Below are 24,942 nucleotides of genomic sequence, written 5' to 3' on the forward strand. Positions count from 1 at the left end.
AAGGTCTCGCACCGGCTCCGAGGGCCGGCCGGTCGGCTGACCGTTCCTGCCTCGCTCCTGGGACGCCACCCGTCACGGGCAACGGAAACATCGAATTGACACCGTGGTTTCCCTGCGACCTTGACCGCTCTCCCAAGCCGTGGCACCGTACCCGAAACCCTCAAACGAACTATTTACGAACCTGGATCGTATTGGCGGTCGCATGCGAATGGTTCTCGGGCTCGTCCTGCACACTTCGCACCAGGCCCGGCTGGCGATGGCGAGCGAGGTGCTCACGGGCGTCCAGCTGGAGCTGGTGGTCTACGAGCAGGAGCGCGAGATCCGGCCCCAGGTCGAGGCGCTGCTGAACCGCGTCCAGCTGGACGGGATGCTCCTCGGCCGCGTGCCCTACGACGCGTGCCGCGACCTGCTGCCGCCGGACCTGCCGCTGTCGATCAACCGGTACGCGGAGCTCGAGCTCACGCTCACGCTCGGCCGCGCGCTCCAGCAGGGGTGGGCACCCGCGCCGGTCAGCATCGACACGTTCGACCGGTCGATCGTCGACGACGTCACCACGGCGCTGGGCATGAAGCCGGAGCAGGTCAACTGCCTTCCGTACGCGGCGGACATCTCCTACGACCAGATCATCGACTTCCACGAGCGATTCCTGGCCGAGCACCCGGAGGGCTTCGTCATCACGGTCCGGAGCGAGGTCACCCGGGCGCTCGGCGGGAAGGTCCGGATGCTCAACGTCATCCCGCTGGAGTCGACGGTCCGATCGGAGCTGCACGAGCTGGTGCTGCGGATCCAGTCGCAGCGGGCCAAGGAGCTCTCGTTCGCGGCGGGCATCTTCTCGGTGGTCGACTTCGACAAGCACTCCAACCTCGACCGGGCCCGCGTCGGGCTGTTGAACATGCTGCTGAACACCCCGGAGTTCGCCGACGCCTGGGTGGACACGCGCGGGAGCCGTGGCGTCGCGGTGCTGGCCCACCGGGCGCTGTTCAACGAGGTCACCCACAACTGGTCCGCGCTCCCCGTGGTCGGCACGGCCCAGGAGAGCCTCGGGATCCGCGTTGCGGCCGGGTTCGGGTTCGGGTCGTCGGCCCGCAAGTGCGTGGTGCTCGCCGAGAAGGCCGTGGCGCAGGCCGAGCAGACCGGCGCGCCCTGCGGCTTCCTGATGGACGAGGACGGCCTGATGGTGGGGCCGTTGCGGCCTGGCGCCACCCCGCTGCGCTTCACCTACCGGGAGCACGGGCCGGAGCTCGAACGGCTCGCCCGCCGGGCCGGACTGTCCGCCGCCACGATCTCCCGGCTCGCGGCGCTCGAACGGAACCTCGCGGGGCGACCGCTGTCGCCGGGCGATCTCGCCGACGCGCTCCACATCACCGATCCGAGCGGGCGCCGGCTGATCCGCAAGTTGACCGCGAGCGGCCTGGCCGTGCCCCAGGGCAGCGCCCAGGCCAACCGCAGGGGAAGGCCGACCAGTCTCTACCAGCTGACGATCGCCGCGGCGATCGGAGAGGACGACCGATGAACCCCTCCTTCAGTCGCCGTCGGGTGCTGCAGCTCGGCGCCCTCACCGCGAGCCTGCCCGCGCTGAGCTCGGTACTGGCCGCCTGCGGGGGCGGTGGCGGCAGCGGTTCCGGTGCTGTGAAGTTCTCCGGCTGGGACTACGAGTCCGCCCTCGTCCAGCAGAACGTGGACCGCTTCACGCAGCTCAACCCGGATGTCCCGGTCGAGTACACGCCGATCACGAGCGCGCAGTACGTGCAGAAGACCGTCGCGGAGTTCACCGCGGGCGACGGCCCGGACGCCCTCTACGTCTACGACGACTCCCTGGCCGGATGGGTGGCCGCCGAGTACCTGCAGCCCTTGGACGGGCTGCCCGGCGTCGACGAGGTCTACGCCGGGATCTACCCGTCGAACGCGGAGGCGATGACGGTCGACGGCAAGCGGTACGGCCTGCCGTACTACACCGACTCGCAGTGCCTGATCTACAACGAGGCCGTCCTGGCGAAGGCGGGGATCTCGGCGCCGCCCACGACCCTCGACGAGCTGGAGCAGCAGTCGCTGCGGATCAAGGAAGCCGGGATCCTCGAGTTCCCGATCGGCCTGACCGCCCAGCTGCAGGACACCTGGTGGGCGTGGGTCTGGGGGCTCGTCTTCGCCAGCGGCGGCGACATGTTCGACGCGGCAGGCAACCCGGTCATGGACGGCATCGACCCGACGGCCCGGGACGTCTTCGCCTGGCTGCAGCGCGCCGCCACCGTCAGCAGGGTGATCGACCCCGCCGTGCTCCAGCTGCTGCCCGTGCCGCTGGACGACGCGATGAAGAACGAGCGGTACGCCTTCACGGTGGGCGCCCGGTACGCGCTGCGGGACTACAACGACCCGTCCCGGTCCAAGACCGCGGGCAACCTCAAGATCGCCTACATCCCCAGCCTCGACGGCAACGTGGTCGGCACCGTCAGCAACACCCGCATGTACGCGCTGAGCAAGGACACCGAGGTCAAGGACCAGGCGTTCCGGCTGCTCACCTACCTGGGCGGCTTCACCGACGGCCAGCCGTACACGGCGAAGTACTGGTTCCAGAAGAAGGGCCTCGGGTTCCCCTTCCGGGCACTGGAGCAGGACCAGGAGGTGCAGACCACGCTGGCCACCTTCGCCGACCCGACGATCTACTCCGGCCTCGCCTCGCTCGCCCGGCCCCGTACGGCGATCAAGCAGCCCTGGTACAGCGAGTACGAGAACGAGCAGCAGAAGACCGTCCAGCAGCTGCTGTCCGACCAGACCTCCCCCGACGACGCCGTCAAGGCGCTGTCCGGGACCGTGACGTCGCTCAAGCAGAAGTACTCGTGACGATCACCGCCGTCGACACCGAGAAGCCGCGCGCCGATGCGGCTCCCCGTCCGCGGCGGGGGCTCGGCGACACCGCGCGCGCCTACCTGCTGAACGCGCCCGCGATGATCGTCATCGGGCTGCTGGTGGCGTACCCGATCGCCTACTCGTTCTGGCTCTCGCTGCACCGGTACAACCTGAAGCTGCCGGCGCTGGAACGGTTCGTCTGGTTCCAGAACTACGTCTCGCTTATCAGCGATCCGACGTTCCTCAGCTCGCTGCGGGTCACCGTCGCGTTCGTCGTGGTCGTGCTCGTCCTGACGGTGGTGCTCGGCACGGCGCTGGCGCTCGTGCTGAACGAGACGTTCCTCGGGCGCGGCGTGCTGCGCAGCCTCGTGCTGCTGCCGTGGGCGATGCCCGGCGTGGTGAACGGCCTGATGTGGCGCACGATCTTCGACGCGAAGACCGGGGCGCTCAACGGCCTGCTGCTGCAGCTGGGCCTCATCGACTCCTACCAGGCCTGGCTGACCTCGCCCTCCGGCGCGTTCTTCATCACCGCGTTCGCGCAGGTCTGGAACACGCTGCCGTTCACCGTGATCATCCTGCTCGCCGGGCTGTCGACGATCCCGGGCGAGCAGTACGACGCGGCCAAGGTCGACCGGGCCGGGGTCCTGCAGCGGTTCACGCAGGTCACGCTCCCGTGGCTGCTGCACCCGCTGTTGATCGTGCTCATCCTGGAGACGATGAACGCCTTCCGGGCGTTCGACACGATCTACGTGCTCACCGGGGGCGGGCCCGGCGACGCGACCAACGTGATCGCCGTGCTCAACGTCCGCACCGTGCTGACCTACACCGACTTCGGCCTGGGCAGCGCCTACTCCTGGGTGATCACGATCGTCACGCTCGTGATCTCGATCGGCTACATCTCGACGCTGTACCAGAGGGGGCGGATCGACGTATGACCCGAAAAGTCGTTCTGTACGCCCTGGCGATCGGGTTCGCGCTCTACCTCGTGGTGCCGTTCTACTGGATCGTCAACATGAGCTTCATGCACGAGGTGGACGCCGCCTCGGTGCCGCCGCATTTCCTCCCGCACGACCCCACCGCGGCGAACTACCTCAGTTTCGTGAATCCGAGCACCGACCAGGCGCTCGTCGGGTCGAACGCCGTGGGGGACACGCCGTACGCGGTGCTGAACAGCCTCGTCGTGGCGTTCTCGACGGCGGTCGTGAACCTCGTGCTCGGCACGTTCGCCGCCTACTCGTTCTCGCGGATCCAGTTCCGCGGCAGCCAGGTGCTGCTGATCGTCTACCTGCTGACGCGGATGGTGCCGGGCATCGCGATCATCATCCCGTTCTACCTGGTGATGCGCGCGCTCGACCTGCTCGACACCTACGGCGCGCTGATCCTGTCCTACACGACGTTCGCGCTGCCGATCACGATCTGGATCCTCAAGGACTACTTCCGCACGGTGCCGCGGGAACTGGAGGACGCCGCGCGCGTCGACCGCTGCGGCTGGTTCCGCATGATGTGGACGGTGTTCCTCCCGATCTCCGCACCAGGGCTCGTGGCTGCGGCGATCTTCTCCTTCATGACGGCGTGGAACGAGTTCATGTTCGCGCTGTTCATGACCAGCAGCATCAGCTCGCAGACCATCCCGGTGATCGCGGCCAACTTCGCCACCGACCTGAACACGCAGGTCACGTTGATGGCGGCGGCGGGCGTGCTGGCCGTGGTGCCGCCGCTGGTGCTGGTGCTGATCTGCCAGCGGTTGATCGTGCAGGGCATGGCGGCCGGTTCGGTGAAGGGATAGACGATGGCCGAGGTCAGGCTGGAGAACGTGCGCAAGGAGTTCGGCGGCGTCGTCGCCGTCGAGGACGTCTCGTTGACGGTGGCCGACCGCGAGTTCCTGACGCTCGTGGGGCCGTCCGGCTGCGGGAAGTCCACGACGCTGCGGATGATCTGCGGGCTGGAACGCATGTCGGGGGGCCAGGTCTTCTTCGACGACGTGCCGGTGGCGCACCTGCCGGCCAACAAGCGCGACGTGGCGATGGTGTTCCAGAGCTACGCGCTCTACCCGCACAAGACCGTGGCGCAGAACCTCGGGTTCGCCCTGCGCAACCTGCGGGTGCCGAAGGCGGAGATCGCCGCCCGCGTGGACGAGGTGGCCGCGTCGCTGGGCATCGAGAGCCTCCTGGAACGCAAGCCCAAGGAGCTCTCCGGCGGGCAGCGGCAGCGGGTGGCGCTCGGGCGCGCGGTGATCCGGGACGCAGGCGCGTACCTGCTGGACGAGCCGCTGTCCAACCTCGACGCGCAGCTGCGCGGCTCCATGCGCGCCGAGCTGAAGCGGCTGCACGCCGACCTGAGCCGGACCTTCATCTACGTCACCCACGACCAGGTCGAGGCGATGACGATGTCGGACCGGATCGCGGTGATGAAGGACGGCCTCGTGCAGCAGTGCGCGTCACCCGAGGAGATCTACGCCAGGCCGGCGAACCTGTTCGTCGCGTCGTTCATGGGGAGCCCGCCGATGAACTTCCTGACGGGCGAGGTGCAGCGCGACGGCGGGCGGCTGCTCTTCCGGCACGGGGCGGTCACGATCGAGCTGCCCGAGCACGCCGGCGCGGCGGTCGACGAGCTCGCCGGCCGGGACGCGGTGTTGGGCATCCGGCCGGAGGACGTGCTGCTCGCCGGCTCGGGGGGCGCCGCGGGGCAGATATTCGTGGCCGAGCTGCTCGGCGCCGACGTGCTGGTCACGGTGCGGCTGGGGGAGGAGCTGGTCAAGGCCCGCGTGCCCGCCCCGTACGACGGCCGCGTCAACGCCGCGGTCTCGGTGGTCATCGACCCGGACAAGGTGCACCTCTTCGATCCGTCCGACGGGCGCGCGGTGCTGGCCGCGCGGTCGGCCAGTGTTCCGAACCGGCAGGAGAGCCTGTGACCCAGGTGAACGTGTATCGGCCCGACGATTTCGACGACTTCTGGAACACGACCCTGGAGCAGGTCGCGCGGGTGCCGCTGCGGCCGTCCTTCGAGTACGTGGCGGAGCGCTCCACCGACGAGGTCGCGGTCTTCGACGTGCACTACGACAGCTGGGAGGGCGTGCGGATCTCCGGCTGGTACGCGGTTCCGCGCGAGGCCGGGCCGCACCCGGCGCTCATGCTGGTGCCCGGGTACATCTCCGAGCCGGTCATCCCGCGGAGCTGGGCGCAGAAGGGCTACGCCGCGTTCGCGGTGGCCCCGCGCGGCAAGCTCCGGTCGAACCAGCGGTACGACCCCGGCTATCCGGGGTTGCTCGTGGACAACATCGTGGATCACAACACCTACGGCTACCGCGGGTTCTACGTCGACGCCGTGCGGGCCGTGGACGCGGTGCTCACCCGGCCGGAGGTGGACGCCGACCGGGTGGGCGTGCACGGCTCCAGCCAGGGCGGCGCGCTCACCATCACCACCGCCGCGCTGCTGCCCGGCGTCGTGACGTGCGGGGCGGCCGGCGCTCCGTACCTGTGCGGCTTCATGGACTCCGCACGGCTCACGCACTCCTACCCCTACGAGGAGATCAACGAGTACCTGCGGGACCATCCCGACCATGAGCAGTTGGTCGCGGAGTCCGTCGGCTACTACGACGGCATCAACTTCGCCCCGAACATCCAGGCCCCCATGTTGGTGTACATCGGCCTCGAGGACGACGTCTGCCCGCCGGAAACCGGGTTCGCGGTGCACGAGGCGATGAAGTGCGAGAAGGAGCTGCTCACCTACGAGCGCTGCGGCCACGACGCGGGGCACCACTGGGCGATGGAGAAGGTCGAGGCGTTCCTCGCCGGGCACCTGGGGGTGGCCCGGTGAGCGAGCTCGCGAGCGAATCATGTTGCAGCGCCTGCGCGAAGCGCCGGCCGAGCGTCAGCGAGGCCGAGCGATGAGCGGGTTCGAGGAGTACTGGGACGCCGTCGACGCCGAGCTGGCCGCGCTGCCGGCGCGTCCGGTGCTGGAGCGCATCCCGCGCCGGTGCACCGCCGACTTCACCGGCTACGAGGTGCGGCTCACGAGCATCGGCCCGTACCGGATCTTCGGCTACCTCAGCGTGCCGACGGGGAAGGGGCCGTTCCCGGCGCTGCTCACGACCCCGCGGTACGGCAGCGTGAACAACCCGCCGCACCACAACGACCGGCTCCGGTACGTCACGTTGACGATCGCGCACCGCGGCCAGCGCACCGCCGACTCGCCGTACGCTGCCGCGTACCCGGGCCTGCTGACCGACGGGATCGCCGACCCGGCCGGCTACGTCTACCGCGGGATCGTCGCCGACTGCCTCCGGGCGGCCGAGTACCTGACCGGCCTGCCGGAGGTCGACATCTCCCGGGTGGCGGCCGTCGGTGACGACCTCGCGCTGCTCACGGCCGCCCGGCGTCCCGTGTTCGCCGCGTTGCAGCTCACCGGCACCCTGCTCCACCGGGCGGCCGAGCAGGCCGACGCGGACTACCCGGCGGCCGAGTTCGGCGACCACCTTCGGGCGCATCCCACCGACGCCGAGGCCGTACGCCGGACGCTGGCGTTCTTCGACGTGGAACGGCACGCGCCCGCGGTGACGGCGGCCGCCCGCGTCGAGATCCCGGGCGCGGACAGCCCGCTCTCGACGCTCGCCGAGGAGCTCGGCGCGCAGCGCTACACCCTGACCCACCACGGGCAGGCCGACAACGACGCGGCGGACGCCTGGCTGGCAGGCCGGTTCGGCGTGCCGGCGATGTCGCGATTCACCAGGGCAGCGGGATGACCACCATCGAGAACCGGTACCAGAACGAGGTCTACGCGGAGCTGGGCGTGCGCCCGGTGGTGAACGCAGCGGCCACCCTGACGAGGCTCGGCGGCTCGCTGGTGGCGCCGCCGGTGCTGCCCGCGATGGCCGCGGCCGCCCGGAACTTCGTCGACGTCGTCGACCTGGGTCGTGCGGTCGGACGCAGGCTGGCGGAGTCCACCCGCAACGAGGCGGCGTACGTCTCCAACGGTGCGGCGGCATTGCTCACGCTCGGCGTGACGGCCTGCATCGCCCGCGCGAAGGGCGGCGGCCTCGTCGAGGACCTGCCCTACCTGGATCGGACCGGCGAGAAGACGGTCATCATGTACCGCGACCAGCGCAACCCGTACGACTACGCGGTGCGTCAGGTCGGGGTGCGGATCGTCGAGGTGGGGCCGGAGCCCGCCGAGCTGGAGGCGGCGATCGACGGCCGCACGGCGTGCGTGCTCTGGTTCGCGGGCGAGCACTTCGCCGCCGGGGCGCTGCCGATCGAGCAGGTGGTGGAGATCGCCCACAAGGCCGGCGTGCCGGTGCTGGTCGACGCCGCGGCCCAGATCCCGCCCGTGTCCTCGCTGTGGCACTTCACCACGGAGGTCGGGGCCGACGGGGCGATCTTCAGCGGCGGCAAGGGACTGCGTGGCCCGCAGTCTACCGGCCTCATGGTCGGGAAGGAGTGGCTGATCGCGGCGGCGCGGGCCAACGGGGCGCCCAACCACTCCCTCGGCCGCGGGATGAAGGTCGGCAAGGAGGAGCTGCTCGGGTTGCTGGCGGCGGTGGAGTGGACCCTCCAGCAGGACGAACCGGCACTGATCGCGGCGTACGAGGCCTCGGTCGAGAAGTGGATCCTCGGGTTGTCCGGGCTGGACGGGATCACGGTCAGCCGGGGCTACCCGAGCGAGGCGGGCCAGCCGCACGGCCGCGCGATCGTCGAGATCGGCCCGGACTCGGGGTGGAGCCGCGACGAGCTCATCGGGGCGCTGTGGCGCAACGACCCCGCGATCGCGGTGGCCCCGGACGGCACGCGGGCCATCGCACTCAACCCGCAGACCCTGCAGCCCGGTGAGGACGAACTCGTCCTCGCCGAACTGCAACGACTGCTGCGAATGAGAACCAAGGAGGATCTCTAGTGTCCGACGTCGACGACAGGCTGAAGGCCGCCGGCATCGAGCTGCCCACCAAGGTGGCGCGCGGTGCCGGACTCGTGCCGTGCGTGCAGCACGGCGACCTGCTGTTCGTCTCCGGCCACGGACCGGCCGACAACGACGGGAACCTGCTCTACAAGGGCCGGGTCGGGGCGGAGGTCAGCCTCGAGGAGGCCTACGACGCCGCCCGCGCCACCGGCGTGCAGCTGCTGCGCAGCATCCGCGACCACCTCGGCGACCTCGACCGCGTGGACCGCATCGTCAAGGCGCTCGCGTTCGTCAACAGCGCCGACGACTTCCACGACCAGCCCGCCGTGGTGCACGGCTTCTCGGACCTGATGGTGGAGATCTTCGGCGAGCGCGGCCGGCACGCCCGATCGGCCATCGGCACGTCCAACCTGCCGCTGAACCAGCCGGTGGAGATCGAGCTGATCGTGGCCGTGCGGAGCTGAGACGTCGCCGCTCTCGTCAGAAGGTCAGGCCCTTGGTGGTGAAGAACCACACCGACGCGGTGAGCCAGAGCCCGGTCAGCGCGCTGAAGGTGAGGCCACCGATCACGGGAAGGGACCAGCCGGGCAGGTTGGGCCGGCTGAGCAGGAGCATCTTCGTGACGAAGGCCCCGTAGAAGAAGCAGCCGAGCAGCGAGTGCACGAGCGTGCGTGGCGAGGACCAGTCGAAGCCCAGCGCGTAGAGGCAGTGCACCGCGACCGGCACGGTGGCGAGCACCGCCAGCCGGCCCGACCAGCGGTGCAGCCCGCCGATCCACGGCGGCGCGGCGACGCCGGGGACCTTGCCCCACATGACCAGCGCGGAACCGAGCTGGACCAGCGCGAGGACGAACGCGACCGTCGCCAGCCAGGACTTCACCGCGCCCGGGCTGGAGAAGCCGGCCACGTTGACGGAGAAGAGGGCGGGTTCGTGGAGACGGCCGTAGACCCCCAGCGCCACGGCGACCAGGACCCCGATCGCCACCGGGACGACCACGACCGCGGTGGCGCGGGCGGCGGGTGGCGAGCTGTGCGTCATTCCGTCCTCCCGGTCACGAGTTCGACGTCGACCGGCACGCCGTCGAGTGACGCGATCCGGGCCGTCGGGTCGAGCGGTGGCGCCGGGGCCACCCCGTTCGCGTCGCTGACGATGCCGGTGACGGTGCCGTCGGGGAGCACGTTCCAGCCGATCCGCTTCTGCACCCCCTCGACCGAGACCCGGCCCCGGTACGCGCCGGCGGGCGGGGTGGCGAGCGCCGCGGAGTACGGCCATTTCTTGCCCTTCGCGGCCGCCTCGCCGAACACCGCGCCGTCGCTCAGCTCACCGCTGACGGTGGCGCCGTCGGACCCCTGGAGCGAGAGCGTCGACCCCTCGACCGTGCCCTCGAGCCAGGCCTCGATCTTCTTGCCGTCGCACAGGTAGGCCACGGCGCTTCCGTCCTTCATCGCGATCGCGATGGTGGCCTCGTTCCCGGCGGTCCGGCCTGCGTAGGCGACCTCGGACCGGACCGCCGGCGTGGTCGGGGGCGCATCGGTGGGAGCCGGTGCCACGGTGGGCGCCGCGGCCGGCGCAGGAGGGGGCGCCGGCTCCCCGGAGGTGTTGACGCCCAGCAGCGCGCCGGCGAGGCCGGCCATGGCGAGCAGGGTCAGCAGCGGCCCTCGACGGCCTTTCATCGGCACTCCCTCGGATGGGCTCCCCCCAGGATTCGGAGCGGCGTCGCCGCCGTTACCCAGCACGGTGGCGAGCGACAGTGCGGACGCGTACTCGCTCCGGCAGGCGCTGCAGCAGGTCCGGTGCCGGCGGAACGCCCGGGCTCGCGCCGGCGGGGCGGTGCCGATCACGACGTCGACGACGGTGTCCTGCCACGTCCGGCATGCCACGGGGCGGCCGCTCATGGCACGTATACGTGGCCGGCCGTTCGAGAGTTCGAGTGTGTGCGCGAGTACGCGGCGAGTGTCGGCTCGCTGACAGACCGGACCGGTCCCCGAAGGCGAGAGTTGCGGCGCCCCCGAGCGACGCACCCGTCCCTCGACCTAGGACCGCCGACCATGCCGACACTCGAACTCAACGCCCCCACCAGCAACTCCTGCGCCCCGTCCTGTGCCCGCCTGTGCACGGAGGACGGGTTCGCCCAGGCGCACGCCGCGCTCGCCGGCGAGCTCACCGGATACTGCCGCAAGGCGCTCGCCGACCACGGGCTCGCGGAGGAGATCACCCAGGACGTGTTCCTGCGGGCGTGGCGCCACTGCTCCGACTTCCGGGCCCCGGACGGGGAGGTGCGCGACCGCGTCGCCCGCCTGCGCACGTGGCTCTTCGCGATCGCCCGCAACGCCGTCATCGACGCCGTTCGTGGCCGCGGCCGCCGTCCGGCGCTGTACGCGGAGGCCGACCAGGCAGGGCAGGTCGCCGACCCGTCCGACACGTTCGCCCGCTACGACACCGCCGAGCAGGTGTACCGGGGGCTCGCCGGGCTGACTCCCGACGGTCGCGCCGTCCTGACCGCGATCTTCATCGAGGAGCTGACCTACGAGCAGGCCGCAGCCCGGCTGGGCATCCCGCTCGGCACGGCGAAGAGCCGCGTCTACTACGCGCTGCGCGCGTTGCGCGCGCAGCTCGACGGCGAGCCTGCCCGCAGGAGCCCTGTCCGCACGCCGCACCCACGCCGAAACACCACCATGCACTGAGCAGCGGATAGCCGCCCCGTGCGCCGCGTCCTATCGTCGGACCACGCGCATGGGGGGACACGCATGACTCGAGCCCATCCGTCGTTGCTCCAAGGTCTGGACGAGGCCGCCCGAGAACGTCTGATCGCCACGAGCCGCCCACGCCGCTTCCGTGCGCGCGAGATCGTCTGCCACGAGGGGGACCCCGGGGACACGTTCCACATCGTGATGTCCGGCCGCTTGGCGGTGCACGTCACCACGCCGCTGGGGCACAGTGCCACCCTCGCACTGCTCGGCCCCGGCGACACGTTCGGCGAGCTCGCCCTGCTCGACCCGGCGTCCCTGCGAACCGCCACGGTCGTCGCGCTGGAGGAGGCGCACACGCTGAGCCTGACCCGCGCCCAGCTCGACGAGCTGCGCCGCCACCACCCGCACATCGACCGGTTCCTCACCGAGACGCTCGCGGGCCACGTCCGGAGGTTGTCGTCGATGGTGCTCGAGGCGCTCTACCTGCCGGTGGACGCCCGGGTGGCCCGCCAGCTCGCCCGGCTGGCCGGTCTGTACCCGGGCGCGACGGGCAGCGCGGAGATCCGCCTCACCCAGGACGACCTCGCCGGCATGGCCGGCACCACGCGGGCCACCACCAACAAGGTGCTCCAGGAGCTCGCCGCGCAGGGCGTGCTGAGCCTGAGCAGGGGCCGGATCGTGGTGCGGGATCGGCTCGCACTGGATCGGGCCGGGCGGTGACGACGCCCGCGGCGCCACCCGTCGCCACCGCGCGGCTGATCACCTGGCTCGCGCCGGTTGCCGTACCGCTGCTGGGGCTGGTGGTGCTGCTGGCCCGCCCCGAGCTGGACGCGCACTACGAGCACCACGGCGTGCACTTCTGGCTCGTGCTCGGCACCGCGGCCGTGTGCTTCGCGCTCGCCGTGGTGATGATGCGCGCGGTGCGCAGGCGCAGGGACGCGCGCCTGTTCCTCGTCTCGCTGGTGTTCCAGGTCAACGCCGGATTCCTCGCGGTGCACGCGCTCGCCACGCCGGGCCTGATCCTCCAGGCCCGCAACGCCGGGTTCGTGGCGTCCACGCCGTTCGGCCTCCTGCTCGGGTCGGTGGCCGCGCTCGCGTCGGCGGCGCAGCTGCGCACGGCCGCGGCGGAGCGGTTGATGCGCTGGCAATGGCTGCTCGCCGCGTTGCCGTGGGTGCTCCTGATCGGCTGGTCGGTACTGGCGTTCGGCCGGCTGCCCCCGCTGGACGTCTCACCGGACGTCATCGAGACGCACTGGGTGGCGGCGCTGGCCGCCTCGGCCGGGACCGTGTTCTACCTGGCCGCCGCAGCGCGGTACCTGCTGCTGTACCGGCGCCGCCCGAGCGTCCTGCTGCTCAGCGTGCTCACCGCGTTCGTGCTGCTCGGCGAGGCGATGCTCGCCGTGGCGCTCTCCCGCAGCTGGCGGCTGACCTGGTGGGAGTGGCACGTGCTCATGGTCGCCGCGTTCGTGTTGATCGCGGTGAGCGTGCACGCCCAGTTCCGCAGGGAAGGGTCGGCCCTCGGCCTCTTCGACAGCATGACCCTGCAGCAGACGATCACGGCGCTGCAGCGGGAGTACTCGCGGGCGCTCGAGGAGATGGTCGACGCGCTGCGCAGGCGCGCCGACGGCGAGCCCGGCGACTCCCGTGCCGTGATCGGCGCCGAGGTCGCGCACAGGTTCGGGCTCACCGAACGGCAGCTGGCGGTGCTGCAGGAGAGCGCCGAGGCGCTGGGCCGCGAGCGGGAGCAGACGCGCAAGCTGGGCGGGCTGGTCACCATCGGCGAGCGGGCGAGCGTGATCCGGGGCGAGCTCCAGCTCATGGACGAGGTCCTGGCCGTGGCGGCGGCGGCGTTCCGGCGCGACCGGCTGCGCTTCGGGCTCGTCCGGGACGGCGCCGTCGCGTTCACCGACCGGGCACCCGCACGCGACGCGGCCACCCTCACCGTGCTGTCCACGCTGCGGCCCACCGTCTCACCCGACGGCTCGACGTTCGCCCTGCCGATCGCGGTGAAGCGGAAGGCCGCGGGCGTGCTGGAGGCCCACCGCCCCGCCGGCGGGTTCTCCGAGGCGGAGCGGGCCGTGCTCACGTCGCTGGCCAGCCAGTTCTCGGTCACGCTCGAGAACGCCCGGCTGTACGCGCAGCTCGACGGCCTCTTCCGCTCCTACATCTCCCCTGCGGTGGCCACGGCGCTCGTCGCCGACCCCGACCAGGCAGGCCTCGGCGGCCGGGTGGTGGAGGTCAGCGTGCTCATGGCCGACCTGCGCGGGTTCACCCCGTTCTCCGAGCGGAGCACGCCCGAGGCGGTGGTCGGGATGCTCAACACCTACTACGGCGCGATCGTCCCGGTGATCCTCGGGAACGGCGGCACCGTGGTGCAGTTCGTCGGCGACGCCGTCATGGCGATCTTCAACGCGCCGACCCGCCAGCCCGACCACGCGCTGCGCGCCGCACGCGCCGGCCTGGGACTGCACCGCGCGGTGGAGGCCGCGGCAGCGGGGCGCGACGACTGGCCGCGGTTCCGGGTGGGGATCAACACCGGGCCGGCCCTCGTCGGCAACATCGGCGCGGCCCAGATGCGCAACTACACCGCGATCGGCGACACCACCAACCTCGCGGCCCGGCTGGAGGGGGTCGCCGAGCCGGGCACGGTCGTCGTCGCGGCGGCCACGGCGGCTCGGCTCGGCGACGCTGCCCGCATCTCCGAGCGGCGCGCCGTGCGGGTGGCGGGCAAGCGGGATCCGGTCGACTGCTTCGTGCTCGAGGAGATCCGCGAGCCGCGGCGCCTGGCCTGACCCAGCCCTCGTCTGACCCAGCCCTCGTCTGACCCAGCCCTCGTCTGACTCAGCCCTCGGTGGCCGGTGGGGCCGTCTCCCCGTTCTCCACCTCGTCGGCCGGGGGATCCGCGGCGACGGGCGGGGCCTCGTCACCGTCGCCGCCACCGTCACCGGCGCCGTCACCGTCGGCGGCACGGTCGCCGGCACCTTCGCGATCGCCGTCGTCGGGCGGGGCGGTCGTCCCCTCCGGCTGGAGCGCCTCCTCCTCCGGGGGAGCGGTCGTCGTGGTCGCGGCGGCCGGTGTCGGCGCTACCGTCGTCCGCCGCACCTCCTGCGGTGGCTGCTCCCGCGGTTGGGGACGCGCGGCGGGCGGTGCCGCGGTGGGCGGGGCGACGGCCGGCGGGGCCGGCCTCGGCGCGCCGGGCGACGTGCTCGCCGGCGTGGACGCCACCGCGGTCGAGCCCACGGGGGTGACCGGCTGGTTCTGGGCGACGTAGGCGAACAGGCTCCCCCCGATCACCAGCGCGAGCACACCCGAGGCGGCCGCGCCGAGCACGACCGGCAACCTTCCCCTGGGCCGCGCGGCATCGGGCTCGCGGAACGGACGGACCCCGACCGGTGGGGGGACGAGCGCCGGAGATTCGGCTGGCAACACGTCGTCCGCGGTTGTCGTCACCGTGGTCGACGGCTCGCTGGCGGGGTTCGCGTCGCGGGCGGCGAGGGCGGTACCGAGGGCGATCACGCCCTTCGGGTCGATGCCCGCCGCGGTGGGCAGGCCCAGCTCGCGCTCCACGAGCGTGCGCACGAGCGGGATCCGCGACGATCCGCCTGCGAGCACGACCGTCGGGACGACACCGCCGGGGAGGCCGGCAGAGGTGACCGCGCGGCCGAGCGCGGCCACCGTCTCCTCGACGGCGGGCCGGATCATCTCCTCGAACCGGGCGCGGTCCAGCCGGACCAGCCGGTGCACACCCGGGAGCGCCACCGTGATGGTCGCCTCGGTGTCCTGGGACAGCGCCTCCTTCGCCGCGATGCACTCCCGCCGCAGCCCGGCCACCGCGGCGAGCACCATGCCGTCGGCCGGGTCGAGGCCGTCCCACTCGTCGCCGAGCTCGGCCTGCACGTGCTCGAACACGGCCTCGTCGAAGTCGAGGCCGCCCAACCGGTCGATCCCCTCGGCGCGACCGAGCAGCTCGACCCCACCGGCGCGGTCGGCGGTGCGCAGGACCGCGGCGTCGAAGGTGCCGCCGCCGAGGTCGTAGACGGCGATCACGCTGCCGGGCTCCACCCGCGCGACACTCGCGTACCCGATCGCGGCGGCCTGCGGCTCGGGCAGCAGGACCACGCCGGGCAGGCCGTGCCCGGCCAGCCCGTCGCGCAGCAACCCCAGCTTGTGCGGGCCCCACGCGGCGGGGTGGGTGAGGGCCACGCCGGCCGCCGGGCCGCCCTCCTGCGCCGCCACGCGATGCAGGAGATGGCCGACGAACCGGGCCGCGAGCGCCTCGGGCGCGACCGGTTCGCCGTTCACCACGATCGGCGTGCGATCGCCGATGCGCCGGGTGAACTCCTCCACCACGCGCGCGGGTTCGGCGGCCGCGTGGCGTTCGGCGATCTCCCCGATCCCGAACTCGCCGCCGTCACCGACGAAAGCCACGGTCGGGACGGCAGGCGCCCGCTCGCCCAGCTGCACCAGCTCCGCCGGGCCACCGGAACGGCACACGGCCACCGCCGTCCACGTCGTCCCGAGATCGACACCCACCTGGTACGCCATCACCCCTCCTCGCGTGGCCGGTCCCGCCATCCCCCTGCCTACGACGGCACGTCCGGCGGGGTTCAGCACCTGCGGCAGGTACCGGGCCAATCCCGGGGCGGTCCCGCACCGCACCCGGAAATCCCCTGGTCAAGGGGGCGAAGGACGGGGTTGCGACCGGATGGCGGGGCCTCGGCGCGGACCTAACTTCAGTCGCAGCCGATGACGGCCGTGCCAGAACGAAACGTGGAGGAACCCGAATGAGCAACCCGCTGAGCAACCTCGACAGCTTCATCAGCGAGCTCACCGAGGACATCGACCAGACCATCGCCCAGGCCGCCCCGCAGAACCAGGAGCAGGCGCTGGTCGGGACGCAGGAGGTCGGGCCGCAGGTGTCCGAGCAGGTCCAGGCCACCGACACCGACACCAACACCATCGGCGGCGCGGGCGGCAACGCCTCCGCCGACGGTGGTGACGGTGGCGAGAGCTTCGCCATCGGTGGCTCGACCGGTGACTTCAGGCAGGACGGCGAGGTCAACATCGCCTTCGACGGCAACGACGCCGGCGACGCCGCGAGCGTCGGAGGTGCCGGTGGCTTCGGTGGTGTCGCCGACGCGAGCGGCGGCGACGCCGATGCGGACGTCGAGGTCGAGGCCGAGCAGGAGAACAACCAGTCCAACAACCTCGACCAGGACCTCGAGGGCGAGCAGGACGCGGATGCCGACCTGGACGCCGACAACGAGGCCGACCAGGAGGAGGAGGTCGAGGAGATCGACGTCTGACGTCGCCTTCGACCACGAATCCGCACCGGCCCCGCCCGCACCCGGGCGGGGCCGGTTCCCGTGCCACGAGGTAGGAGCCCGGCATGACCATGCAAGACGTGATCGACTTCCTGCTCGACCTGCTCCGCGACGAGGAGACGAAGGCCGCGTTCGAACGCGACCCCGACGGTGTGCTCGCCGACCGCGGGCTCGAGGGCGTGACCGCCCAGGACGTGCGCGACGCCCGCCTCGAGCTGGCCGAGCGGGGCGGTGCCCGGCCCGTCGGCGACGACCCCCCGCCGGGCGGCGACGACCCGATCCGCGAGATCCGGTTCACCGAGGACAACTTCGAGCCCGCACCCGCGCCGCCGCCGCCACCTCCGGCCCCCGACTTCTTCGAGCAGACCGTCGTCGCCATCGACGACCGCGACACCCTCGTCGTCCAGAACACGACCGTCTCCGACGACGACGTCACCGTGATCCAGGACTCGTTCAACGACTCGAGCACCACCGACGTCGTCGCGATCCAGGCGAACCGGACGATCGTCGACGGCGGCGAACCGGCTCCCGGGGTGAACCCACCGCCCGCGGCCGCCGTAACCGGGCCGGGCGCCGAGATCCCGGCGCCCGAGGGGAACGAGCCGGAACAAGTCGCACCGATCGACACCACGCCCATCGACACCACGCCCATCGACGCCGCGCCGATCGACACCGCGCCGATCGACACCGCGCCGGCCGAGCCCGCCGAGGACGTACCGGCGGATCTCGACGACGTCGACGACGGGGTGGCGGACTCGGTCGAGGCCGATCCGGCTGAGGAGGGGGACCCCGACCCGGCGCTCGACGCGGCCGTCATCTGAGGCGCCGCCGGGCGGCGGGCCGGGTGAACCGTGGAGGTGCCACATGACACGCAGCCCGGTGGAGGTCGTCGATCTGGCGCTGGCGGCGCTCGCCCGCTACGACCGTCCCGACCTGACGTCCCGCCTGCGGACGGCGCGGGACCGGTTGACCGACGAGCGCGTGCGGGTGCTCGTCGTCGGCGAGTTCAAGCAGGGCAAGAGCATGCTCGTGAACGCGCTGGTCGCGGCGCCGGTGTGCCCGGTCTCCGATGACATCGCCACTGCCGTGCCCACGGCGGTGCACCACTCGGAGGAGCTGGCGGTCACCCTCGTCCGCAGGCTGCCCGCCGGACCGGGCGACGATCCGTCGGACGCGCGCACCGAGCGGGTCGCGGTCGGTGTCGAGGAGCTCGCGGCCCACGTCTCGGAGTCCGGCGAGCGCACCGGCCGGGACGGGCTCGTACAGGTCGAGGTCGGGCTGCCGCGCCCGGTGCTGTCGGGCGGGCTGGAGGTCGTGGACACGCCCGGGGTCGGGGGTCTCTCGTCCGCGCACAGCGCCGCGACCACCGCCGCGCTCCCCACCGCCGACGCCGTGGTGCTGGTGTCGGACGCCTCCCAGGAGTTCACCGCTCCCGAGCTGGCGTTCCTCGCCCAGGCCGCGGCCGTGTGCCCGAACGTGCTGTGCGTGCTCACCAAGACCGACCTCTACCCGGAGTGGCGGCGCATCGCCGACATCGACCGGGAGCACCTGGAGAAGGCGGGTATCGCCGCGCCGCTCTTCCCGGTGTCGTCCACCCTGCGCTGGGAGGCCATCCGGTCGGGCGACACCGAGGTCAACGCCGAGTCGGGCTTCCCGGAGCTGGTGAAGGTCCTGCGCCACGAGGTGCTCGCCGGAGCCGACCGGCTGGCCCGCCGGTCGGTGGCGCACGACGTGCTGGCCGTCACCGGGCAGATCGCCGGCAGCCTCGAGGCGGAGCTCGCCGCCCAGCAGGACCCGGAGGACGCGAAGGCGCTCGTCGCCCGGCTGGTGGCGGCTCGCGGGCGCGCGGCCGAGCTCAAGGAGCGTTCGGCGCGCTGGCAGCAACGGCTGAACGACGGGGTCGCCGACCTCAACGCCGACATCGACCACGACCTCAAGGGGCGGATGCGCGAGATCACGCGGACGGCCGACGAGGAGATCACGAACGGCGGCGACCCGGCCCCGTCGTGGCCGGAGTTCTCCCGGTGGGTGCACCAGGAGGTGGTCGGGGCGGCGTCGGCGAACTTCATCTGGGCGACGCAGCGGGCGAGGGAGCTGGCCGAGCGGGTGGCCCGGCACTTCTCCGACGAGCAGGACCAGATGCTGCCCGCCCTGCGGTCCGACGCCTCCGACGCCCTGCGTTCGGTGCGCCCGCTCGCCATCCGCACCGACGAGAAGTGGGGTCTCGGCGGCAAGGTGCTCACCGGTGTCCGCGGCGGCTACATGGGGATGCTGATGTTCGGGATGCTCGGCACCCTCGTCGGGCTCTCGATGATCAACCCGATCACGGTCGGCGCGGGCATCGCGATGGGGAGCAAGTCCATCGGCGACGAGCGCAAGCGCAGGATCACCAAGCGCCAGACCGAGGCCCGTGCCGCGGTGAAGCGCTACGTCGACGACGTGACGTTCCAGCTCGGGAAGGACTCCCGCGACCGGCTGCGGCTCGTCCAGCGCGACCTGCGCGACCACTTCACCGCCCAGGCCGAGCAGCTGAACCGGTCGCTGCAGGAGTCGCTGCGGGCGGCGGAGCGCGCCGTGAAGGCGTCCACCAGCGAGCGCGAGCGGCGGCTGCCCGAGCTGCGCTCGGAGCTGGAGCGCCTCGTCGCGGTGCGCCGGGAAGCGGAAGCGCTGGTGCGCTCATGAGCACCTCGCTGACGCAGGCCGCGCGCCGGCTGCTCGGCATGGCGCTGCAGTCCCACGGTGGGCACCCGCAGACCGCGGCCCTGCTGCACCGCCACCTCGACCGGCTCGACGAGCCGCTGCGGGTGGCGATCGCCGGCCGGGTCAAAGCGGGCAAGTCGACACTGCTCAACGCCCTGGTCGGGGACCTGCTGGCGCCGACCGACGCGGGCGAGTGCACCAAGGTCGTCACCTGGTTCCGGGACGGGCGCACGCCGCGGGTCGTCATGCACCCGCAGCGCGGTCCCGCGGTGCCGCTGACCGTCGCGCGGGAGGACGGCGCGCTCGTCATCGACCTCGGGTCGACGCCGGCCGAGGACCTGGACCGGGTGGTGGTCGACTGGCCGTCGTCGGGCCTGCGCACCCTCACCCTGATCGACACGCCCGGCATCGCGTCGCTCACCGCGGAGAACTCGCGCCGCACCCTCACCTTCCTCGATCCGGACGACGAGGCGCCGACCGAGGCCGACGCCGTCGTCTACCTCATGCGCCACCTGCACACCGCCGACGCGCAGTTCCTCGAGTCGTTCCGCGACCAGGGCGTGGCCAAGGCGGCCTCGGTGAACGCGGTGGCGGTGATCTCGCGGGCCGACGAGATCGGTGCGGGGCGCGTCGATGCGATGTTCTCGGCCCGCGCGATCGCGCAGCGCTACCGCGGCGAACCCGCGGTGCGGGCGCTGTGCCAGGACGTCGTCGCGGTGGCCGGGCTGCTGGCCCAGACCGGACGCACCCTGCGCCAGGCCGAGTACCAGGCGCTCGCCGCGCTCGCGGCCGTCCCGCGCGAGGAGCTGGACCGCTCGCTCCTGTCGGTCGACCGGTTCCTGGGCGGCGAGCCACTCCCCGCCGGGCCGTCGCGGGAGCAGCTGCTGCGCCGGTTCGGCATGTACGGGACCCGGCTCGCGGTCTCCCTCGTCCGGCAGGGCACCCGCACCGCGGACGCCCTGGCCACCGAGCTCGTCGACCGCAGCGGCCTGCCCGAGCTCCAGCGGGTGCTGCGCGTCCAGTTCGCGGAGCGGCGTGACGTGCTCAAGGCGCGCTCGGCGCTGCTGGCCGTCGAGTCGGTGGTGCGTGCCGGCGGGGGGCGCACCGGTCCGCTCGCGGCCGAGCTCGAACGCGTGCTGGCCGGCGCCCACGAGTTCACCGAGCTGCGGACGCTCGGTGCGCTCAAGGCCGGTGCCGTGCGGCTGCCCAAGGAGCTGGTGGCCGAGGCCGAGCGGCTGCTCGGCGACGCCGGGCGCAGCGCGGCCGCCCGGCTCGGGCTGCCCGGCGACGCCGACGCCGGGTCCGTGCGCGCCGCGGCCGGCGCCGCGGTGACCCGATGGCAGCACCACGCCGCCAACCCGATGTTGCGGCGCGGTGCCGCGGACGCGTGCCGGGTCGTCGTGCGCACGTGTGAAGGCATGCTCGTCACGAGCGGCGGGGGGAGCCGATGAACGACGCTGCACTGGCGGAGCGCGCGTGGCGTGCCGGGGACGCGATCGCCGCGATCGCGGCGGCGGACCGGGCGCTCGCCGCGGCGACGGAGCCGCGGGCGGCCGGGGTGGCGGCGGCCGCCGCGGCCGCGGACGGCGCGCTGGGCGATGCCACGGCGCGCTGGCGCGGGGTCGCGGAGATGGTCGACGGGGTGGCCGCGGTCGAGGCCCGCGGGCGGGCCGCGCTGACGGCCGCGCTCGCCGGCGACCGGGACGCGGCGGCCGCCGAGCTCGGCAGGGCCCGCGGCGGGCTCGCGCATCCCGCACCGCGCGGCGTGGCCGTGCTGCTGAACGGGGTGCAGGCCGTGCTCGACGCGGTCGGCGGTGACCTCGCCGGCGCCGCGACCCGGCTCGCCGGGCTGGCCGCGGCCACCGTCCCGCCGGACCCGTTCGCGGTGGAACCGTGGCCCGATCTCGCCGTGGAGGTGGTGCTCGCGAGCGGTGACGACGACACCGCGCGCGCCATGCTGGCCGCCCACGACAGCCCGCCCGGCCTGCGGCGCCTGCTGCTCGCGGCCTGGCTCGACCTGCGTGCCGGGCGCTTCGCCGAGGCGCGTGCCGGGCTCGCCGCGGCCGCCGGACGCCCGGCGCTGCGCCGCGACGCCCTGCTGGCGGCGGCCGTGAGCGCCGGGCTCGCCCGCCGGACCACCGACCCGGCGCTCGTGGCGAGGACGTGGCACCGCATCGCCCCGGTCGTCGCCGGCGCGGACGTGGAGATCCTGCTCGTCGACGTCTGGGGCGAGCTGTCGGTCTCCGCGGCCACCGTGGCCGCGCCGGCCGCGGCGGCGATCGCCGCCGGGATCGACGGCGTGATCGAGCGTGCCGGGCGGCCGGCGTGGGCCGTCGCGTCCGGATCGTGGTGGCAGGTGCAGCGGGCGGCTGCCACCGGCTCCGCCTGCGCCGCTCCGGCCACGATCCCCGGTGGATCGGCCTACCTGGACGCGACGGCCGCCGGCGTGCGGGCCTGGGTGGAGGTGCTGGGCGGACGGGTCGACCCGACCGCCGTGCGCGAGGCCGGGGACCGGCTCGTGGCGGCCGGGCGGCCCTGGGAGGCGGCCGCCCTCTGCGCCGCGGCGGCCCGGCGGACCGACGATCCGGCGGCCACCCGCGAGCTGCTGGGAGCGGGTCGCGGATGGCGGGGCCGGGGTGGCCGGGATCGGGGGGCCGGGCCGGACGGCCTCTCCGAGCGCGAACGCGAGATCGGCAGGCTGATCCTCGACGGCCACACCCACCGCGAGATCGGCGCCCGCCTCTACATCTCGCCGAAGACGGTGGAACAGCACGTCGCGCGTCTGCGCCAGAAGCTGTCGGTGGCGGGCCGAGCGGAGTTGATGTCCGCACTCAGGTCCCGGCTCTGACGGGACGGCGGTGCGGCGGCTCGCGACGGCGGGCCGGAGGGACGTCCCGGTAACGGCAACGAATCTTGGGGTCCGCCGTGACCGGGCCCAGCCTGTGGTCATGAGTGTTCGAACCTCGCCGCGGATGGCCGAGCGCGGGCCGCTGCCACTGGCCGTCTACCTGCTCGCGGGCAGCCTGTTCGCGATGGGGAGTGCGGAGTTCCTCGTCGCCGGTGTCCTGCCCGCGATCGCGGACGACCTGCGCATCACGTTGCCGTCCGCCGGCGCGATGATCTCGGCCTTCGCGGTCGGCGTCGTCATCGGCGGGCCGCTGCTGGCCGTCGCGACCCTCCGCTTGCCGCGACGGATCACGCTGGTCACCGCGCAGGTCGTCTTCGCAGCCTCCGTGGCGACCGGCCTCCTCACCGACCACTACGGCCTCATCCTGGTCACGCGGTTCGTGTCCGGTCTCGCCTACGCAGGCTTCTGGGCGGCCGCCGCCGTCACCGCGATCGGGCTCGTCACCCCCGAGCGCACCGCCCGCGCATCCGGTGTGGTCGTGAGCGGGCTCAGCCTCGCCATGATCGCCGGCGGGCCGGCGAGCGCACTGCTCAGCCACTTCACGGGGTGGCGGGGCGGGTTCTGGGCCGTGGTCGCGCTCACCGCCGTCGGTGCGGTCGCGACCCTCGTCGCCGTGCCCGAGACCCGGGCGGGCGGGAAACCGGGCGTCCGACGGGAGCTGCGCACGATGGCGCGGCCGCAGCTGTGGCTCGTCTACGGCGTGACGCTCCTGAGCACCGCCGCCTACATGGTCTCCTACAACTACCTCGCGGCGTTCCTGACCGACGCCACCGGCGTCCCGGCGGTGTGGGTGCCGCCGATCCTCACGGTGTTCGGGATCGGCGCGTTCCTCGGCCTCTCCGCCGGAGGCCGGATCGCCGACAAGCGTCCCTTCCACGCGCTGCTGGGCGGCGCGGTCGGCATCGGCGTGACGTCCGTCCTGCTCGCGGTGCTCGCAGACCGGGCGCCGGCCGTCGCCGCTCTCGTCCTGTTGCTCGGCGTCGCGGGGTTCGTGCTGAACCCCGCCATCTACGGGCGGGTGTTCACGATCGCGGCCGAGGCACCCACGCTCGCGGGGGCCACCGCCGTGTCGGCGTTCCAGCTGGGCATCAGCCTCGTCCCCCTGTTCGCCGGGGCCGCACTCGGCGCCGGCGCAGGCATCGCGTCGATCCCGTGGATCGGTGCCGGACTGGCCCTGGTCACGGCGCTGGCCGTCCTCCTCGACCGGACGGTGGCCCTGCGCGGCGGACAAGGTGAGCAGCAGCCGACTCAGAAGACCTCGTAGCCCGGCGTGAGGATCCGGTCCGGATCGAACGTCTCCTTCGCCTCGCGCAACCGCTCGAACGCCGGCCCGAAATGCGATCGCCAGTCCTCCTGCGACATCGGCAACGCGCTCGCCGGGTACAACGTGCCGCCCGTGGCCCGGATCCGCTCGTAGACGGCCCGGTTGGCGGCGACGAGCCGGTCGGCGGTGTCACCGGTCGTCGGGACGCGGATCAGGTTGAACGCGAAGCAGAGGTCGTCGGCGGGAAGGCGCAGCAGCGGGCTGGTGACCGACCGCCCGGGGAACGCGGAGACCACGACCTGGCCGAAGGGGCCCAGGTCGGCCGGGGTCAGCCGGTCCAGCTCGGCGGCGACGACGGCCTCGATCCGCGCGTCGCCCACGAACGTCGTGAGCCACGGGTGCGGGAGGTCCCACTGGCCGTTCGCGCGCAGCGCCCGTTCGAGCTGGGCGAGTCGATCGAGGTGGTCCAGCTGGGTCGACGTGGTCACCTGGGCTCGTGGCCGGTCGTCGGACAGGCCGGTCAGGGTGGCGTCGCCGTCGGCGACGGCGTCGAGCCGGAACGTCCACCCGCCTGCCGGGTCGGCGAGCACGGCACCCTGAACGGCCGCGAACCGGTCGTCGCGAGCGAGCAGGCGCTGGTCGGCGAGCATCGTCGCGAGGTCGGGGTAGAACAGCAGGTGGCGGCGCACGTGGGCCGGTGCGGGGACGAGGGCGAGCGTCGCACGGGTGATGACTGCGACCTGACCGAGTCCGGCGCCCACCGCGTCGAACAGGTCCCCGCCGGAGCACCGGAGGAGCTCGCCCCGCCCGGTCACCACCTCCATCTCGAGGACGTTGTCGCTCACCGCGCCCCTCCGCGAGATCTGCGCGCCCACACCCCCGACCGCCAGGGTGCCGCCGACCGACAGGTCGAGGTAGTCGGGGAGCCCGGCCGGGACGCGTGGCAGGGTCGCGGCGAGCACGTCGCGCCACGTGGCGCCGGCGTCGACGGTGACGCGATCATCCCCGACGGCGTGGACGGCCCGCAGCGCCGTCATGTCGGCGACGACCCCGCCGTCGGCCTGGGAGCGGCCGAACACCGAGTGCCGGCATCCCTGTGCCGCGAACCGCCGACGCCGGTGCGCGGCCCAGCGCACGGCCGAGGCCACGTCCCGAGCCGAGGCCGGGCGCACGACGGCGTACGGCGTCCGGTGCACGAGGTGCCCGAAGTCGTCGGCGGCGGCCGCCCGGGTGGGTTCGTCGAAGTGGATCTCACCGTCGAGTGCGGTCAACACGGTGGCGACGGTAGGTGCGGGCCGGGTGCACCGTCTTGAACGAAGT

Annotated in this window: 22 protein-coding genes; 18 read left to right on the forward strand and 4 right to left on the reverse strand. The window is 72.9% G+C overall.

All coding sequences use genetic code 11. The features are described 5' to 3' along the window. The first annotated feature begins 202 nt into the window (after positions 1 to 202). The 9 genes from FHX44_RS42325 to FHX44_RS26725 all read left to right on the forward strand — a co-directional run bounded on the left by FHX44_RS42325 (position 203) and on the right by FHX44_RS26725 (position 9,200). Positions 203 to 1,513 (forward strand): helix-turn-helix domain-containing protein, encoded by a 1,311-nt coding sequence (locus FHX44_RS42325; protein ID WP_170309054.1) that lies wholly within the window; start codon positions 203 to 205, stop codon positions 1,511 to 1,513. Continuing rightward, positions 1,510 to 2,838, forward strand: a complete 1,329-nt coding sequence (locus FHX44_RS26690; RefSeq protein WP_147258318.1) for an ABC transporter substrate-binding protein — start codon at positions 1,510 to 1,512, stop codon at positions 2,836 to 2,838. Before FHX44_RS42325 ends, FHX44_RS26690 begins: the two co-directional genes overlap by 4 nt. Next, the gene (locus FHX44_RS26695) at positions 2,835 to 3,779 is read left to right on the forward strand and encodes a carbohydrate ABC transporter permease (protein ID WP_147258319.1); all 945 of its coding nucleotides are present in this window, start codon (positions 2,835 to 2,837) and stop codon (positions 3,777 to 3,779) included. Before FHX44_RS26690 ends, FHX44_RS26695 begins: the two co-directional genes overlap by 4 nt. Continuing rightward, positions 3,776 to 4,630 carry a carbohydrate ABC transporter permease gene (locus tag FHX44_RS26700; RefSeq protein WP_147258320.1) on the forward strand — a complete coding sequence of 285 codons (855 nt, stop codon included), beginning with the start codon at positions 3,776 to 3,778 and terminating at the stop codon, positions 4,628 to 4,630. Before FHX44_RS26695 ends, FHX44_RS26700 begins: the two co-directional genes overlap by 4 nt. Before the next feature lie 3 nt (positions 4,631 to 4,633). After that, positions 4,634 to 5,755 carry an ABC transporter ATP-binding protein gene (locus FHX44_RS26705; protein WP_147258321.1) on the forward strand — a complete coding sequence of 374 codons (1,122 nt, stop codon included), beginning with the start codon at positions 4,634 to 4,636 and terminating at the stop codon, positions 5,753 to 5,755. Further along, entirely contained in the window at positions 5,752 to 6,660 is a 909-nt protein-coding gene (locus FHX44_RS26710) for an acetylxylan esterase (protein WP_147258322.1), read from the forward strand. Before FHX44_RS26705 ends, FHX44_RS26710 begins: the two co-directional genes overlap by 4 nt. 70 nt (positions 6,661 to 6,730) lie before the next feature. Then, positions 6,731 to 7,585 (forward strand): acetylxylan esterase, encoded by an 855-nt coding sequence (locus tag FHX44_RS26715; protein ID WP_170309055.1) that lies wholly within the window; start codon positions 6,731 to 6,733, stop codon positions 7,583 to 7,585. Further along, on the forward strand, positions 7,582 to 8,733 hold the full coding sequence (locus FHX44_RS26720) for an aminotransferase class V-fold PLP-dependent enzyme (RefSeq protein WP_147258324.1): 1,152 nt from the start codon (positions 7,582 to 7,584) through the stop codon (positions 8,731 to 8,733). Before FHX44_RS26715 ends, FHX44_RS26720 begins: the two co-directional genes overlap by 4 nt. Beyond that, positions 8,733 to 9,200, forward strand: coding sequence for a RidA family protein (locus FHX44_RS26725; protein ID WP_147258325.1), 468 nt, complete (start codon positions 8,733 to 8,735; stop codon positions 9,198 to 9,200). Before FHX44_RS26720 ends, FHX44_RS26725 begins: the two co-directional genes overlap by 1 nt. A gap of 16 nt (positions 9,201 to 9,216) precedes the next feature. On the opposite strand, the gene FHX44_RS26730 is transcribed toward FHX44_RS26725, so the two are convergent. Continuing rightward, positions 9,217 to 9,774, reverse strand: a complete 558-nt coding sequence (locus FHX44_RS26730; RefSeq protein WP_147258326.1) for a DUF6529 family protein — start codon at positions 9,772 to 9,774, stop codon at positions 9,217 to 9,219. Further along, on the reverse strand, positions 9,771 to 10,409 hold the full coding sequence (locus FHX44_RS26735) for a hypothetical protein (RefSeq protein WP_147258327.1): 639 nt from the start codon (positions 10,407 to 10,409) through the stop codon (positions 9,771 to 9,773). Before FHX44_RS26735 ends, FHX44_RS26730 begins: the two co-directional genes overlap by 4 nt. 375 nt (positions 10,410 to 10,784) lie before the next feature. Here FHX44_RS26735 and FHX44_RS26740 point away from each other — a divergent pair, with 375 nt between their 5' ends. The 3 genes from FHX44_RS26740 to FHX44_RS26750 all read left to right on the forward strand — a co-directional run bounded on the left by FHX44_RS26740 (position 10,785) and on the right by FHX44_RS26750 (position 14,218). Continuing rightward, positions 10,785 to 11,420, forward strand: coding sequence for an RNA polymerase sigma factor (locus FHX44_RS26740; protein ID WP_147258328.1), 636 nt, complete (start codon positions 10,785 to 10,787; stop codon positions 11,418 to 11,420). A gap of 63 nt (positions 11,421 to 11,483) precedes the next feature. Continuing rightward, complete coding sequence (locus FHX44_RS26745) at positions 11,484 to 12,146, forward strand: Crp/Fnr family transcriptional regulator (protein WP_147258329.1); 663 nt, start codon at positions 11,484 to 11,486, stop codon at positions 12,144 to 12,146. Then, positions 12,143 to 14,218, forward strand: coding sequence for an adenylate/guanylate cyclase domain-containing protein (locus FHX44_RS26750; protein ID WP_212612649.1), 2,076 nt, complete (start codon positions 12,143 to 12,145; stop codon positions 14,216 to 14,218). Before FHX44_RS26745 ends, FHX44_RS26750 begins: the two co-directional genes overlap by 4 nt. Before the next feature lie 49 nt (positions 14,219 to 14,267). On the opposite strand, the gene FHX44_RS26755 is transcribed toward FHX44_RS26750, so the two are convergent. Next, positions 14,268 to 15,971, reverse strand: a complete 1,704-nt coding sequence (locus tag FHX44_RS26755; RefSeq protein WP_170309056.1) for an Hsp70 family protein — start codon at positions 15,969 to 15,971, stop codon at positions 14,268 to 14,270. A gap of 239 nt (positions 15,972 to 16,210) precedes the next feature. Here FHX44_RS26755 and FHX44_RS26760 point away from each other — a divergent pair, with 239 nt between their 5' ends. The 6 genes from FHX44_RS26760 to FHX44_RS26785 all read left to right on the forward strand — a co-directional run bounded on the left by FHX44_RS26760 (position 16,211) and on the right by FHX44_RS26785 (position 23,622). Beyond that, positions 16,211 to 16,732: a hypothetical protein gene (locus tag FHX44_RS26760; RefSeq protein WP_147258331.1), complete on the forward strand. Its 522-nt coding sequence runs from the start codon at positions 16,211 to 16,213 to the stop codon at positions 16,730 to 16,732. 83 nt (positions 16,733 to 16,815) lie between these two features. After that, positions 16,816 to 17,571, forward strand: coding sequence for an IniB N-terminal domain-containing protein (locus FHX44_RS26765; protein WP_147258332.1), 756 nt, complete (start codon positions 16,816 to 16,818; stop codon positions 17,569 to 17,571). Between the two features lie 43 nt (positions 17,572 to 17,614). Beyond that, complete coding sequence (locus FHX44_RS26770) at positions 17,615 to 19,432, forward strand: dynamin family protein (RefSeq protein WP_147258333.1); 1,818 nt, start codon at positions 17,615 to 17,617, stop codon at positions 19,430 to 19,432. Next, positions 19,429 to 20,901: a dynamin family protein gene (locus FHX44_RS26775; RefSeq protein WP_147258334.1), complete on the forward strand. Its 1,473-nt coding sequence runs from the start codon at positions 19,429 to 19,431 to the stop codon at positions 20,899 to 20,901. The genes FHX44_RS26770 and FHX44_RS26775 overlap by 4 nt, the downstream gene beginning before the upstream one ends. Continuing rightward, positions 20,898 to 22,298 carry a helix-turn-helix transcriptional regulator gene (locus FHX44_RS26780; protein ID WP_147258335.1) on the forward strand — a complete coding sequence of 467 codons (1,401 nt, stop codon included), beginning with the start codon at positions 20,898 to 20,900 and terminating at the stop codon, positions 22,296 to 22,298. Before FHX44_RS26775 ends, FHX44_RS26780 begins: the two co-directional genes overlap by 4 nt. 100 nt (positions 22,299 to 22,398) lie before the next feature. After that, positions 22,399 to 23,622: an MFS transporter gene (locus tag FHX44_RS26785; protein WP_147258336.1), complete on the forward strand. Its 1,224-nt coding sequence runs from the start codon at positions 22,399 to 22,401 to the stop codon at positions 23,620 to 23,622. On the opposite strand, the gene FHX44_RS26790 is transcribed toward FHX44_RS26785, so the two are convergent. Beyond that, positions 23,607 to 24,896 (reverse strand): FAD-binding protein, encoded by a 1,290-nt coding sequence (locus tag FHX44_RS26790; RefSeq protein ID WP_212612650.1) that lies wholly within the window; start codon positions 24,894 to 24,896, stop codon positions 23,607 to 23,609. The genes FHX44_RS26785 and FHX44_RS26790 overlap by 16 nt on opposite strands. Positions 24,897 to 24,942 lie beyond the last annotated feature (46 nt).

This window comes from Pseudonocardia hierapolitana, assembly GCF_007994075.1.
GTDB classification, from domain to species: domain Bacteria; phylum Actinomycetota; class Actinomycetes; order Mycobacteriales; family Pseudonocardiaceae; genus Pseudonocardia; species Pseudonocardia hierapolitana.

Bases quoted from the DNA above. Each gene is read 5' to 3' on its own strand.
- FHX44_RS42325 (WP_170309054.1), top strand. From the start codon at position 203: ATGCGAATGGTTCTCGGGCTCGTCCTGCACACTTCGCACCAGGCCCGG.
- FHX44_RS26690 (WP_147258318.1), top strand. From the start codon at position 1,510: ATGAACCCCTCCTTCAGTCGCCGTCGGGTGCTGCAGCTCGGCGCCCTC.
- FHX44_RS26700 (WP_147258320.1), top strand. From the start codon at position 3,776: ATGACCCGAAAAGTCGTTCTGTACGCCCTGGCGATCGGGTTCGCGCTC.
- FHX44_RS26705 (WP_147258321.1), top strand. From the start codon at position 4,634: ATGGCCGAGGTCAGGCTGGAGAACGTGCGCAAGGAGTTCGGCGGCGTC.
- FHX44_RS26715 (WP_170309055.1), top strand. From the start codon at position 6,731: ATGAGCGGGTTCGAGGAGTACTGGGACGCCGTCGACGCCGAGCTGGCC.
- FHX44_RS26720 (WP_147258324.1), top strand. From the start codon at position 7,582: ATGACCACCATCGAGAACCGGTACCAGAACGAGGTCTACGCGGAGCTG.
- FHX44_RS26730 (WP_147258326.1), bottom strand. From the start codon at position 9,774: ATGACGCACAGCTCGCCACCCGCCGCCCGCGCCACCGCGGTCGTGGTC.
- FHX44_RS26735 (WP_147258327.1), bottom strand. From the start codon at position 10,409: ATGAAAGGCCGTCGAGGGCCGCTGCTGACCCTGCTCGCCATGGCCGGC.
- FHX44_RS26740 (WP_147258328.1), top strand. From the start codon at position 10,785: ATGCCGACACTCGAACTCAACGCCCCCACCAGCAACTCCTGCGCCCCG.
- FHX44_RS26745 (WP_147258329.1), top strand. From the start codon at position 11,484: ATGACTCGAGCCCATCCGTCGTTGCTCCAAGGTCTGGACGAGGCCGCC.
- FHX44_RS26755 (WP_170309056.1), bottom strand. From the start codon at position 15,971: ATGGCGTACCAGGTGGGTGTCGATCTCGGGACGACGTGGACGGCGGTG.
- FHX44_RS26760 (WP_147258331.1), top strand. From the start codon at position 16,211: ATGAGCAACCCGCTGAGCAACCTCGACAGCTTCATCAGCGAGCTCACC.
- FHX44_RS26765 (WP_147258332.1), top strand. From the start codon at position 16,816: ATGACCATGCAAGACGTGATCGACTTCCTGCTCGACCTGCTCCGCGAC.
- FHX44_RS26770 (WP_147258333.1), top strand. From the start codon at position 17,615: ATGACACGCAGCCCGGTGGAGGTCGTCGATCTGGCGCTGGCGGCGCTC.
- FHX44_RS26775 (WP_147258334.1), top strand. From the start codon at position 19,429: ATGAGCACCTCGCTGACGCAGGCCGCGCGCCGGCTGCTCGGCATGGCG.
- FHX44_RS26780 (WP_147258335.1), top strand. From the start codon at position 20,898: ATGAACGACGCTGCACTGGCGGAGCGCGCGTGGCGTGCCGGGGACGCG.
- FHX44_RS26785 (WP_147258336.1), top strand. From the start codon at position 22,399: ATGAGTGTTCGAACCTCGCCGCGGATGGCCGAGCGCGGGCCGCTGCCA.